The organism is Blautia marasmi (assembly GCF_900258535.1).
In the GTDB taxonomy this organism is placed as follows: Bacteria; Bacillota; Clostridia; order Lachnospirales; family Lachnospiraceae; genus Blautia; species Blautia hominis.
Genome location: NZ_OIWX01000001.1, coordinates 1,447,773 through 1,461,192 on the forward strand (window position 1 = coordinate 1,447,773; position 13,420 = coordinate 1,461,192).

The 13,420-nt window shown below is 49.1% G+C and carries 9 protein-coding genes; all 9 read right to left on the reverse strand.

Features of this window, described 5'->3' with window-relative positions; genetic code table 11:
• Positions 1 to 6 precede the first annotated feature (6 nt).
• Entirely contained in the window at positions 7 to 969 is a 963-nt protein-coding gene (locus C6P39_RS06440) for an ABC transporter permease (protein ID WP_242986957.1), read from the reverse strand.
• A 233-nt stretch (positions 970 to 1,202) separates the two neighbouring features.
• Positions 1,203 to 2,240: a LacI family DNA-binding transcriptional regulator gene (locus C6P39_RS06445; RefSeq protein ID WP_104803197.1), complete on the reverse strand. Its 1,038-nt coding sequence runs from the start codon at positions 2,238 to 2,240 to the stop codon at positions 1,203 to 1,205.
• A gap of 325 nt (positions 2,241 to 2,565) precedes the next feature.
• Complete coding sequence (locus C6P39_RS06450) at positions 2,566 to 3,300, reverse strand: response regulator transcription factor (RefSeq protein WP_095175553.1); 735 nt, start codon at positions 3,298 to 3,300, stop codon at positions 2,566 to 2,568.
• Positions 3,275 to 5,008 carry a sensor histidine kinase gene (locus tag C6P39_RS06455; protein WP_158661475.1) on the reverse strand — a complete coding sequence of 578 codons (1,734 nt, stop codon included), beginning with the start codon at positions 5,006 to 5,008 and terminating at the stop codon, positions 3,275 to 3,277. The genes C6P39_RS06450 and C6P39_RS06455 overlap by 26 nt, the downstream gene beginning before the upstream one ends.
• A gap of 38 nt (positions 5,009 to 5,046) precedes the next feature.
• A complete protein-coding gene (locus tag C6P39_RS06460; protein ID WP_104803199.1) occupies positions 5,047 to 6,699 on the reverse strand; it encodes a type 2 periplasmic-binding domain-containing protein in 1,653 nt (550 codons plus the stop codon).
• A gap of 452 nt (positions 6,700 to 7,151) precedes the next feature.
• The gene (locus tag C6P39_RS06465) at positions 7,152 to 8,951 is read right to left on the reverse strand and encodes an aminopeptidase P family protein (RefSeq protein WP_104803200.1); all 1,800 of its coding nucleotides are present in this window, start codon (positions 8,949 to 8,951) and stop codon (positions 7,152 to 7,154) included.
• A 24-nt stretch (positions 8,952 to 8,975) separates the two neighbouring features.
• On the reverse strand, positions 8,976 to 11,117 hold the full coding sequence (locus C6P39_RS06470; protein WP_104803201.1) for a Tex family protein: 2,142 nt from the start codon (positions 11,115 to 11,117) through the stop codon (positions 8,976 to 8,978).
• 67 nt (positions 11,118 to 11,184) lie between these two features.
• Positions 11,185 to 12,666 (reverse strand): xylulokinase, encoded by a 1,482-nt coding sequence (gene xylB, locus C6P39_RS06475; RefSeq protein WP_104803202.1) that lies wholly within the window; start codon positions 12,664 to 12,666, stop codon positions 11,185 to 11,187.
• 1 nt (position 12,667) lies between these two features.
• Positions 12,668 to 13,381 carry a helix-turn-helix domain-containing protein gene (locus tag C6P39_RS06480; protein ID WP_095175560.1) on the reverse strand — a complete coding sequence of 238 codons (714 nt, stop codon included), beginning with the start codon at positions 13,379 to 13,381 and terminating at the stop codon, positions 12,668 to 12,670.
• Between the last annotated feature and the right edge of the window lie 39 nt (positions 13,382 to 13,420).

The following is a 13,420-nucleotide window of genomic DNA, read 5'->3' on the forward strand; positions in this document are numbered from 1 at the left end:
CACCTCCTAGAATAATGCGTAATCCGGATCGATCCGTTTTACCAGCCAGTTACTGAACATAACAAGGGCAAATCCAAAGATGGACTGGTACAGCCCCACTGCAGACGATGTAGAGAAGTTGTTCTGCGTTGTCATGGTCCTGTATACAAACGTCTCAATAATATCTGTTGTCTGGAAGAGCTGGGAGTTATTTCCTACCATGTTCCAGAATAAACCGAAGTTACCCTTCATAATGCCGCCTAAAGCAAAGAGCAGAAGAATAATAAATGTAGGTTTCAGGCTTGGAAGGATGATGTAGCGGATCCTCTGCCAGCTCGTTGCTCCATCCACTTCCGCGGCCTCCATCATACCGGAATCAATGCCGCAGATCGCTGCAAAATAAACAACCGAACCGTATCCTGTCTGCTGCCACATCTGACAGAAGATAATGATAAACGGCCATATACCTGCCATACTGTAAATCTTGACAGGGTCTCCGCCGGTTTCACGCAGCAGGGTATTTAAAGCACCTGTATCGTAATTCAGGATATTAAATGCGATGGCTCCGATCAATACCACAGAGATGAAATACGGCAGGAACATAATGGTTTGGGATACTTTTTTAAAGTATTTGTTGCGCACTTCGTTGAGCATAACGGCAAGTGTGATCTGTACCACATTGCCCAGAACAATAAAGACCACATTATAAAGCAGTGTATTTCTGGTCAATTTCCAAAGTTCACCGGATTGGATCAGGAATTCAAAATTCTTCAGTCCCACAAACGGACTGCCGAAGATTCCATCCCGGAAATTATAGTTCGTAAACGCTATGTACACACCCGGCAGGGGGCAGTAATTAAAGACTATAAAAAACACCACGGCAGGAAGACACATCAGCAGCAATGTCCGGTTATCCTTTACTTTTTTCAAGAATGGCTTCTGGGTACCTGCCATGACCGCTGTTCCTGTTTTATTTTTCCTTGCTTTCACATCATTCTCCTCCTCTTTTTGAAATCGGTTTCAACAATTGCCTGTTTCCACTCACTCTCCTAGGTTAAACACACGTACATTTCCTCCTGTTCTTGTTCTCTTTTATTACAACTGCCCTTTAACTGCAGATGTTTTTATGTATTTCCACGATACTCACGCCCCTCATATTGAAACCCGTTTCATTATGGGCATAATCTAACTCTTCTATATTTTAAGATCGTTTACATTTTCTCTTATCCCTTATACTTTGCCGTTGACTCACGGATCACCAGTTTAGGGGGTATGAGCTGCATTTTTGACGGATTTTCCCCCTCGATCGCCATGAGCGCTGTCTCTACCAGAGTATTGGCAAATCTGTCATAATTATATCCCACACTTGTCAGGCATGGTGTCTCTGATTCCGCGATAAATGTGTCATCAAAACTTAAAATGGAGATGTCTTCCGGTATAAAAAGTCCGTGGCGGCGGATAGACTGCATAATGCCCATTGCCATAAAATCGTTGATGGCAATGACCGCTGTGGGAAGTTCTTGTCCGCTGTCGAAAATCCTGTCCATCACCTGAAGCCCGCACTCCACGGAATACTCCGGTGTCTCCACAATGTCATCCGCAGAAAATGCGATCCCATGTTTTCTCAGACTGCTTCTGTAAATGACCCGCTTTGTATAAGTGGAATTCACATCTTTCCTGCCTCCAATAAGCGCAATCTTTTGGTGGCCGTACGCAATGAGATGTTCCATTGCAGCCTCCATGGCCTTTTTCTGATCTATATTAACCTGGTAGCAGTCACTGCCGTCCAGTTTGCCTGTGATGACCACCGGGATCGTATCTGTGATCTGGTTGATCTTCTCCACATACTCCTCGTCTGAAACCATCTCATCCACTTTGCCGCCGATCATGATCAGGGCATCCACCCGCATCTCGATCATCTTCTGCAGGTTCTGTTCCTGAAGCTCCATATCATTCAGATAATTGCTGAGCATCAGGCTGTAGCCTCTCTCATTGGCAGCCCTCTCACAGGCCACGGCAAGTGTTGCATAAAAAGGATTTCTGATATCCGGGATCAGGAAACCAATGAGCTTTGTCTTTGTACTGCTCAGACTGCGCGCCATGGCATTTGGCCGGAAATCATATTTCTTGATCAGAGTCTCCACCTTGATCCGCTTCTCTGTGCTGACATTGGCATTGCCTGTCAGGACCCTGGAAACGGTTGCCGGGGATACGCCTGCTTCCTTTGCGATATGATAAATACTAACTCTCTCTTTTCCCATTGTCTCACCTGTTCATATATAATGTATAGATTGTAATACTTCCAGTATAATATATGAAACCGCTTTCTACAAGACAAATCTTTCAGATTGCTGCTTTGTCATAATCACTAATGGATTTATCTATATTATAAATGGAGAATCACAGAATGCACATGTAATTATTTTTTTATTTTGGTACTTTTTTTGATTCCGGGTAAAAATTTTACCGGCTTTTGTTCAATGCTACATAATCGTTCAAACATGCCTGCACTGCGCTGACCGTATAAATGCGCGGCGGCAGCAGGCATCCCGTCATTGGGAAGGGATTTTCTAATCTGTTACATTTCTACAGATTCTTCCTGTATTTGCTGGGGGAGATCCCTGTGTTTTTCTTGAAAACCTTTATGAAATAAAAATAGTCATTATAACCTGTCTGCTCTGCAATGGATTCCACGGAAAGGCTTTCATCCGCAAGCAGCTCCTTTGCTTTCTGGATTCGTTTTGAGGTAATATACTCTGAGAAGGAGAGTCCCAGCTCTGCCTTTAACTGGCTGCTCAGATAACCGGTGCTGATCCCGTGAGCCTCCGCCAGGCCGGAGAGGGTGATATTTTCTGTGTATCTCTCCTGTATCTCCCGGATGATCTTGTTCATCATGGAGGAGTTTATGGGTTCCGCCGCAGATACTTCCTCCGCCTCCCCCCGCTCGCTTCTGAATGCTCCCAGCAGTCTTTCCAGAACCTGGTCCAGCTTCTCCTGCTCCACCGGTTTCAGCAGATAGTCAAATGTCCCCATCCGGATCGCGGACTGCGCATACTCAAATTCTGCGTACCCGCTGATAAAGATCACTTTCACATCCAACCCTTTCTCTCTGATCTTCTCCAAAAGCTGCAGACCGTTCAGGCCGGGCATACGGATATCGGAGATCAGGACATCAGGCTTTTTCTCCAAAATCTCCTCCATGGCAGCCACCCCATTGTTTGCTTCCCCGATCACCTGAAACGGCAGTCCTGATCTTTCAATCTGCTTTTTCAAACCGATCACCACCCATGTTTCATCATCTGCCAGATAAATCCTGTACATTTTCACCGCCCCTTTCCTCTACCTCATCCGGTATTATGATTGTGATTTTTGTCCCCACTCCCAATCTGCTCTCTATCCGAAATACCACGTCATCCCCGTAAAATAACTTTAGTCTCTGGTATATGTTGGCCACTCCGATCCCCTTCTGTCCGGTCGGCTTGCTGTCCAGATTGTCCCGCATCCATACCAGTTTTGCCGGTTCAATCCCACAGCCGTTGTCCTCCACCACAAACATCATATGGCTCTCCCCCTCCATGTGTATGGATACATTTACTTCCCCGTCCTCCATTTTCTGTTCCAGACCGTGGAATACGGCATTTTCCACCAGAGGCTGAAGCATGAGTTTGATCACCCGCTTCTCTTTCACCGTCTCATCCATCTCAATATCCACATCTATTTTACCCATGAAGCGGTAATCTATGATCTTGGCATATTCCCGGATGTAGCTGACTTCCTCCTCCACACTGACAATGTTATCCCCTTTTACGGCAAAGCGGAATACCTTTGACAGCGCCATGGTGATCTCCGCAATATCCTCCACCTCATAGTACAGTGCCATGGAACAGATACACTCAAAAGTATTATACAGAAAATGAGGATTGATCTGATTCCGGTAGGCCAAAACCTGAAGCTGTTTCTTGGCGATTTCCGCCTCATACATTTTTTTCTGGGATTCCCGGATTTCCTGGTTCATCTTCTGCTGTTTGTCCAGCATATGATTCAGGCTTTGCACCACTGTACCGATCTCATCCTCCCTGCCGATCTCCATTCTCTCCTCAGGCCTGTACACAATCCCCTGGATAAACAGGTCCACCCGGTGCAGTGGCCCTACAAAACGTTTATAACAGAACCATACAAGCAGTATCAGGAGGGCAAATGCCAGCACATAGGCTGTGGTCACAAATTTTTTGCCGTTCTCGGTGCTGCTGTTCATTTCACTTTCCGGTATACGGCTGACCACTTTCCATCCGTCCATGCGCACACTGCGCACTTTCACATAATAGCCGTCCGTGCTCCTCATCATACTTCTGTCCAGCTCTTCCAGCCCGTCATTTCCTCTGGAAGCGATTATCTGATCATTGCCGTCCAGCAGATATACCTGTGTATTCTCCGTGGTCTGGGAATCCTCCAGAAGCCCTGACAGGTTATCTGTCCGCATCATCATCACGCACATGCCGATCTGAATGCCGTACTTCCGGTTATTCAGATCATAGACCGGAAAATATACCGTATAAAAAGGCACACCGGCCTGATTCAGATAAAAGATATCTCCAAATTCCATCTTTTTTTTCAAAAGTGTTACAAAATCCGGGTTATTTGCTGCCTTTCCCATGGCTGCGATCTGGTTCAGAGAGGTGTCATAGAGATAGATCCCCGCTATGTCACTCTCCAGCAAAACCGTATTGGAAAATATCTCCGACAGATCTTCTGACGCCATGACTCTCGCAACAGGGTCCATGGTAAAATAGTCATATGTTGTGGGCGCATAGGCCATGGCAGTGGCTACGTGGTTCAGCGTATCATGGAAATCTTCCATTTTTCCTTCTACCTGCAGCAGAATCTTTTCGTTCAGATCAATGGTCCGGTCCCTGAGCATTCTGCTGGAATAGCTGTCCGTCACAGTGTATGCCGCCAGCAGAAGGAACATAATAAGGGCAGTGAAGGCGATAAGCTGAAGCCATAAACTGTCTTTTAATCTCTTCCTCATAGTTGTCCTCTCCCTCATTTATAAATGAATATGCAGGCCTACTGAACTGTCACGTTTATTTTCTCTATACTCTTGCCGTACTCCCTGCAGTTTTTCTGATATATCTCATTCTTATAGGCATCCACGCTGTCAATTCCCATTCTGTTCAGGGTTTCCGTCATCTCCGTATACCGGGCTTCGGCTTCCTCCCGGCTTTCCGCCAGGATGATCCGGGGAATCTGTTCCTTTTGATATTCCCTTATTTTCGCATCCAGGATCCCCTCCTCGCTCTCCGGGGGGATATCCTCCGCAGTTAAGGGAAGCAGGGATTCATCATAGCCCGCTGTCCTCTCATGGCTGCCGTAGGCTGTAAAGATCTCCTTTTCTGCTGCTGCGCTGCTGCCTTTTTTCGGTTCCGGCAGTACGCTTCTCTCCCAGGAAAAGTTGTCAAACATCCACCAGGCCCCCTGCCCGGTCTGCCCGTAATCCAGAGATGCTTTTTCCCCTTTTTCTGTCTGTACCACATATCCTTGGTCGTCCAGATGATAATCACTGCCCTCATATCCAAAGCTCCAAAATAAAAGCCCGTCATCACTGCTCATATAATCCAGCCATGCCGCTACCTGGGCGGGATGGCTGCAGTCTTTTGAGATAAACGTTCCCAGCCAGCCTGTGGGAGCTCTCAGATTTTTTCCGAGAACCGGGGTCTCCCCGCCTGAGGAAAAGATGGGACCTGAGGAGACCCATTCGGTGTAATCAATGCCGCTGTTTGCCACATTGCCTATAAAACAGAACACATTTCCTTTGGCCATCAGGGTCTTTATCTTTGCATTTTCATAAGTAAGCTGTTCCGGAGATGCATAGCCTTTCCGTATAGCCTCATTTAAAAACAGAAGCGCATGTTTTGCTTCAGGCTGCAGAAGGATATCCCGGTAATTTCCGTTCTCGTCCACCCGCTCGGCGCCAAAAGTGTATTCCAGAAATTTCACGGTGGGGTCGCTGTATCCCTTTCCATCAACCAAAAGAGGGATCACCGCTTCCCCGCCTACGTCCAGATGCATATTTTTCACCTGTTCCCAGGCAGCCAGAACCTGTTCCTCTGTCTGCACATCCTCAATAGTCAGCCCTGCTTTCCTGAGCAGTTCCCTGTTCCATATGACTGCATTGTTGTCATTATAGTTGGTCCAGTCCTCAAAGAACTTGGAACTGGGCTTCCAGATTTTCCTGGAATCCTGGGAATTCATATGGGAGGGATACGCATACCAGCCGCCGTCCCGCTTGATCAGTTCCTTTTTTATATCTTCGGGAAAAGACTTCAGGAGATGGGAATCCGGACAATACTTTTTTAAAAATTCCTCCAGGTTCCAGACCTTTCCTGATGTGATGAGCTGGCTGATCGTCGTCTCATCCGTGAGGGATATGATGTCCGGCAGTTCATCATTCAGCAGCATCAGACTGAGCTGTGCGTCTGCATTCTGGGGCGGCACGGTAATATCCAGGGCCAAGCCTGTCTTTTCGGTAATATCCCCGGTAATGGTCCCCTCTCCTGTACTCCAAGAGGGCGGTTCCCAGAAATTCACATCGCAGAATAAGGAAGCCGTCACATATGGGTCGCCCTCCTCTTTGGCTATATCCTTCTGTCCTGCACCGCATCCTGCAAACAGCAAAACACCTGCTGACAGGGTGATCAAAATCATTTCTCGTATTTTCATCTCTTCCTCCAGGTTGTGTCACGAACCGGCAGCAGTCCGGTCACCCGAACTGTCACACAAACTCCTCTGCTGTTATTCTATCATTGCAGGCACTACATTGACAATGCCATTCCCCAACTGTTTTTTCCATGATAGGGTTTGAGTTACTATTCACGGCTGCTATCCCGCGAGGTGTTTTTATGCGCTTGCGCATGAAAATCCCGAGGCAGCCAGCGCCATATGGGGCAGAATGCTCCATATCTGTGCATCGCGAAGCGTGTTACTGTTTACAGAACTGCGTTTTTTGCAGGGCTGTGAATAGTAACGGGTTTGAAGGTAACGGTACACTGCGTGTCCGGTCACTTGTTACACCGGTTTTTTATTTTTCCTAACAAAAAGCGCTTATATCCATAACCAAGTACAGATATAAGCGTCTTCCTGTTATACTTCCGTTGACTGTGTTAGATCACGGCTTAAATCTCGGCTGTAGCCTCCTTAAGCCACTCACGCTCCTCCTTGTTTTCAAGAAGAGGTGCTATGGTCTCATATACGTGTTTGTGATAAGCATTGAGCCATTTGCGTTCTTCTTCTCCGAGAAGTTCCGGCAGGATCGCCTCCCGCTCAAAGGGAACCAGGGTCACAACCTCAAACTCCATGAACTGGCCGTAGGCATTTTTCTCACCTTTTCGGCACATGAGCAGATTCTCGCAGCGGATCCCGTATCTGCCTTCCAGGTAAAGTCCCGGTTCGTCGGAGATCAGCACCCCCTCCTCCAGAGGCACATAGCCCCCCGGACGGATCGCGCTGTTCCAATTAATATTCTGGGGTCCCTCGTGTACGTTCAGAAGAAATCCCACACCGTGTCCCGTACCGTGATTGAAATCAAGACCTCTCTCCCACAGCGGGCCTCTTGCCAGACAATCCAGATGCGCTCCGCCCATTCCATACATAAACTTTGCAGTTGCCAGACGGATGTTTCCCTTGAGCACCAGTGTGAAATGTTCTTTTTGTTCCTGTGTCAGCTCACCAACCGCAATGGTTCTGGTGATATCTGTAGTCCCCTGCCAATACTGTCCGCCGGAGTCAATGAGAAAGAATCCTACCGGCTCCACTTTGGCGCAGTCGTCTTTGGCAGGTGCATAATGACACATAGCCGCATTCGGTCCGTAGGCGCAGATGGTTCCAAAGCTCAAATCCAGGAAATCAGGGTCCTGGGCACGCAGTTCATAGCTTTTCTCTGCAGCGCTGTACTCTGTTATCTCCTCTTTTCCCACGTTCTGCTTCAGCCAGTATATAAACCGGCACATAGCCTTTGCATCCTTTATGTGGGCTGTGCGCACATTTTCCCTCTCCACCCGGTTCTTCATGGCTTTCATAGGTTTGGACGGATTAACACAGTCCACCATCTTTACACCCGCAGGGATATTTTCAAACAGAGTATAATTGACAACCGCTTCATCAAGCAGTACTACATCTTCATCCGCAAGTTTTTTCACGTCCTCATACACCTGGAAGTAAGGAAGGACCGTGATTCCGGACTTCTTCAGTTCTTCCCGGACTTCAGCGGATACAGCCTCCTCCTGTACATAGAAATATACGTCCTTCTCTGTGAGGATCACATAGGAGAGGATCACAGGATTGCACTCAATATCATTGCCCCTGATGTTCAGCAGCCACGCAATATCATCCAGGCTGGAGAGCAGATGGGTATTGGCACCCTTTTCTTTCATGATCCTGCGGACATCTGCCAGCTTCTCTTCTCTGGATCTGCCCACATATTTCACGTCCACAAGAAAGGCCTGCTCTCTTGACATCATAGGTCTGTCACTCCAGATTTTTCCGCCAAGATCGTCCTGGCACAGAAAACGGCCCTGTTTTCTTTCCATCATGTCCGCATAAGCCTTTCCCTGGCTCACACTGACGGTCCTTCCGTCACACCCCAGACAGCCGCCCACCGGAATATTTTTCTCCAGGAACTGGTCCACGGTAGGAACGCCTTCTTCCCTCATTTTCATAAGGGTAATACCGGTATCCTCCAGCTCTTTTCCCGCCTGGATAAAATACCGCCCGTCTGTCCAGAGATATGCACTGTCTCTGGTCACCACCAGGGTTCCCGCAGATCCGGTAAATCCTGAAAGCCAGGCACGCACCTTAAAATACGCCCCCACATACTCCGACTGGTGAAAATCCGCTGTGGGCACAAGATACATGTCCATGCCTGCCGCTGCCATCTCTTCCTGCAGCTTCTCGATCCTTACTCTGTTTGCATTCATTCTCCACGCTTCCTTTCCGTATCCTCAGATACCTTTCATAGTAAGAGAAATCCTCTTCTTTTTCAAATCCACACTGAGAACTTTCACATCCACAACGTCACCGACACTGACCGCCTCAAGGGGATGTTTGATAAACCGTTCCGTCATCTGGGAAATGTGAACCAGGCCGTCCTGATGCACCCCGATATCTACAAACGCTCCGAAATCAATGACATTTCTCACCGTTCCTTTCAGGACCATGCCCTCTTTTAAGTCCTTCATATCCAGAACGTCTGTGCGCAGCACCGGTTTCGGCATCTCTTCTCGTGGGTCGCGGCCCGGCTTAGTGAGCTCTTTTACAATATCTCTCAGGGTCATCTCCCCCACGCCCAGCTTCTCTGCCATCTTCTTGTAGTCCTTCACATAATATACCGCATTGCCGCCAAAGATATCCGCCGGCTTCATTCCCATACTGTCCAGGAGTTTTTCCGCAGCTTCATAGCTCTCGGGATGGACACTGGTAGCGTCAAGAGGGTTTTTCCCGCCTGTGATGCGCAGGAACCCGGCACACTGCTCAAAGGCTTTTGGTCCCAGCTTTGCCACTTTCAGAAGCTGCTTTCGGTTCTCAAAACGTCCGTTTTCTTCCCTGTAGGTTACAATGTTCTTTGCGATTGCCTTGCTGACACCGGACACATACTCCAGAAGAGAGACCGAGGCAGTGTTCAGATCCACACCCACCTTGTTTACACAGTCCTCCACCACGCCTGACAGGGCTTCGCCCAGCTTCTTCTGGTTCATGTCATGCTGGTACTGGCCTACACCGATGGATTTTGGATCAATTTTTACCAGCTCCGCCAACGGGTCCTGGAGACGTCTTGCTATGGATGCCGCGCTTCTCTGCCCCACATCAAAGTTGGGGAATTCCTCTGTGGCAAGTTTACTGGCAGAGTATACGGAAGCTCCGGCCTCATTGGTGATAACATAATGCACCTTCTCCGGAATCTCTTTTAAAAGCTCTACGATCACCTGCTCCGATTCCCTGGAAGCCGTTCCGTTGCCAAGAGAGATCAGGGTGATACCGTATTTTTTGATCAGCTTTTTCAATGTTTCTTTCGCAGCTGCGATCTTAGCCGGTGTAGTGGGCGCTGTAGGATAAACCACCACGGTATCCAGCACCTTTCCGGTGGGGTCTACCACAGCCAGCTTACAGCCGGTACGGAAAGCCGGGTCCCATCCAAGAACCACCTGTCCCACAATAGGAGGCTGCATGAGAAGCTGTTCCAGGTTCTTCTTGAAAACCTTGATCGCACCGTCCTCCGCCTTCTCTGTCATATCATTGCGGATTTCCCTCTCAATGGCGGGACCGATCAGACGGCTGTAGCTGTCCTCCACCACATCCTTCAAAACAGGCGTAGTGTTTGGATTGCTGCGGGTGATCACCTGTTTTTCCAGGTAACGGATAACATCCTCTGTTGGCGCCTCTATCTTCACGGTCAGGATTTTTTCCTTCTCCCCCCGGTTCAGGGCCAGGACTCTGTGGCCCGCCACTTTTGCGATGGGCTCCTCATACTCGTAATACATCTCATAGACAGACTGTTCTTTGGGGTTCTTGGCTGCAGAGATCACCCTTCCCTTCTTCACGGTCATATCCCGGATACGGATGCGGTAGTCTGCTTCATCGGAAATGCTCTCAGCCACTATATCCTTTGCCCCTGCAATGGCATCCTCCACTGTCCCCACTTCTTTTTCCTCAGACAGAAATGCCTTTGCTTCCTCCTCCAGAGACTTGTCCGTCATCTGCAGCAGAATAATATTTGCCAGAGGTTCCAGGCCCTTTTCCTTGGCGATCGTGGCTCTTGTACGGCGTTTCGGACGATACGGACGATATAGATCTTCCACAACAACCAGGGTCTGGGCTGCCAGGATCTGTTTTTTCAGCTCCTCCGTCAGCTTGCCCTGCTCCTCGATACTGGCAAGCACCTGTGTCTTCTTATCCTCCAGGTTGCGCAGGTAATTCAGGCGTTCGTACAGATTTCTCAGCACTTCGTCGTTCAGCGCACCGGTGGCTTCCTTACGGTAACGGGAAATAAACGGTATGGTATTTCCCTCATCTATCAGTTTAACGGCAGCTTCCACCTGCCACTTCTCCACTTTCAGTTCTTCTGTCAATGCTAAAATGATATCCATGGGGTTTCTCCTTTTATCCTTCATTCAAGTTTGTCATATAACACCTTATCAATAGGAAGGGAATTTGTCAAGAAAACAGCGTTTTGTTTCTCTGATACAGCTCCTGAAAACGGGCAAAGCCTTCCCTGTAGATCTTCACCCGCTCTTTATCCGGGACTGTCACCTCGGTTCCCGGACGGGTCAGCACGCCGCAGGCCTCCTCATAGGAGGAAAAAGCACCGCAGCCCACGGCTGCCGTCATGGCGGCTCCCACGCAGGCCTGTTCCGCCTCCCCTGCTGTATGGATCTCAGCCTCAAAAACATCTGCCTGTATCTCCCGGAAAAGCTGTCCCCTGGCTCCGCCGCCGGATGCGATCACCCTGTCAAAACGGATCCCCATGTCTTTCAATATCTCCAGTGATCCCTTCAGCCCGAAAATAACGCCTTCCATTGTACTTCGGATCAAATGTTCCCGGCTGTGGTACAGGCTCATGCCAAAATAGATTCCCCGGGCATTGGGGTCATTGCAGGGACAGCGCTCTCCGCTCAGATAGGGAAGAAAGAGGAGTCCGTCACTTCCCGCAGGGGCTGTCCCGGCCAGGCTTGTCATCTCCTCAAAATCCCTCATATGAAGCATATTATCCCTGAGCCATTTCAGAGCCACGCCTCCGGTCAGGGAAGAACCCTGTATCTCCCAAAGCCCTCTGCCTGTATGGCAGAAGGTATTTGTGCGGAATCCCGTATCGTAGACCGGCTTGTCAAGGGCACAGGCCACCTGGCTGGCAGTGCCGATATTGCAGGAGAGGATTCCCGGCTTAATGATCCCGTTCCCGGCCAGCTGCATCATGGAATCACCGCCCCCCAGAAATAAGGGCGTGCCCTCCCTGATCCCTGTTTCCTTTGAACAGGAAGCACTGACACTGCCTCCCCTTTCAAAAGCTTCCCCGCAGACCGGAAACATTTCCCGCTGAAGGCCAAGCCTGTCGATCAGTTCCCAGGCCCACTGCCTCTTTTTCACATCAAATATGCCTGTGGAGGAGGCATCTGTCACATCCGTGGCTGCCTCGCCGCACATACAAAAGCGGATATAATCTTTGGGCAGCATGACTTTTGCAGTCTTGGCGTACCGTTCCGGTTCATGTTCCCGCATCCAGAGCAGGGAGGATATGAGAAACCCTGTACAGGGTGTGTTTAAGGTGATCCGGTTCCACTCCTCCCTGGATATGGTGTCCCAGATATGCCCAATGGCATCCTGGGAGCGCTGGTCTGCCCAGATCACAGCATTTCGCACCGGCTTACCGTTTTTGTCCACTGCTGCCATACCGTGCATCTGTCCCGAAAAACTAATGCCCCGGATATCTGCCGCTGCCCCCGGGTGTTTGCCCAGCAGCGCCCTGATGCATTCTTTTGTCTGCTGCCAAAGATATTCCATGTCCTGCTCCGCCTCACAGGGTGTTTTTTTAATCATGTCATATCCTGCTGCCTCTGTGCCCAGCACCGCACCGTCAGCACCCAAAAGCATAACTTTTACACTTGATGTCCCCAAATCTATTCCGCAATAATATTCCATTTCATTTAGCTCCCTCACCCGGCCTGCATTCCCAAAGTCCGCATCCTTTTCGGATAAATGCCTCCAGTTCATCCTGCAGTTCTTTTTCAAAAGCTTTCCATATATGATTCAAACAGGACAGATTTACTACGTCCTCCTCCAATATGATGGACGGCAGGTATCCCAGGTTCTCATAGAGGGAGGCCACTACCTCCGCATTGGCCCTGGTATTTCCCTTTTCAATCTCCCTGTAGCGCTTCACACTCACGTCCAGGACATCAGCCATCTCACTCTGGGTCATTTCGTTTGCCATACGGATCTTGTACCAGATGGTCCGCTTGGAGGTATGAGGAAATACCTGATACCTGAGAAGTTCGATCTCCCTGGTAAAAAGCGCTGCCGCACTCCCTGCTATCTGCGCGGATTCCATGCCCTGCTGTACGGTCCAGACAATGAGCTGGAGCAGCTCTGCTCTCTTCTTGCTGCTGCACTGTTCCATCAGTTCGTCCAGTACCGTTCGGAGGCTGCCGCGCCCTGAGATCAGGTAATCCACATCTATATTATTCTTTTTCAGATTATACAGCTCCTCACCGGAGATGATCTTTTTCCCCTTCTCCAGCTTGCTGTAATGGCTCTGCGTAATCCCCATGACACTGCCCATGTTCTCCTGGCTCATGTTCTGCATCTGCCTGTACGCATTTAACCGATTTAACATTTTATCATAAGCATTGCTCATGGTTCATCCATTCCTCACTTTAAGTTTCACGTATTGGAT

Bases quoted from the DNA above. Each gene is read 5' to 3' on its own strand.
- C6P39_RS06465 (WP_104803200.1), bottom strand. From the start codon at position 8,951: ATGAATGCAAACAGAGTAAGGATCGAGAAGCTGCAGGAAGAGATGGCA.
- C6P39_RS06455 (WP_158661475.1), bottom strand. From the start codon at position 5,008: ATGAGGAAGAGATTAAAAGACAGTTTATGGCTTCAGCTTATCGCCTTC.
- C6P39_RS06480 (WP_095175560.1), bottom strand. From the start codon at position 13,381: ATGAGCAATGCTTATGATAAAATGTTAAATCGGTTAAATGCGTACAGG.
- C6P39_RS06460 (WP_104803199.1), bottom strand. From the start codon at position 6,699: ATGAAAATACGAGAAATGATTTTGATCACCCTGTCAGCAGGTGTTTTG.
- xylB (WP_104803202.1), bottom strand. From the start codon at position 12,666: ATGGAATATTATTGCGGAATAGATTTGGGGACATCAAGTGTAAAAGTT.
- C6P39_RS06450 (WP_095175553.1), bottom strand. From the start codon at position 3,300: ATGTACAGGATTTATCTGGCAGATGATGAAACATGGGTGGTGATCGGT.
- C6P39_RS06445 (WP_104803197.1), bottom strand. From the start codon at position 2,240: ATGGGAAAAGAGAGAGTTAGTATTTATCATATCGCAAAGGAAGCAGGC.
- C6P39_RS06470 (WP_104803201.1), bottom strand. From the start codon at position 11,117: ATGGATATCATTTTAGCATTGACAGAAGAACTGAAAGTGGAGAAGTGG.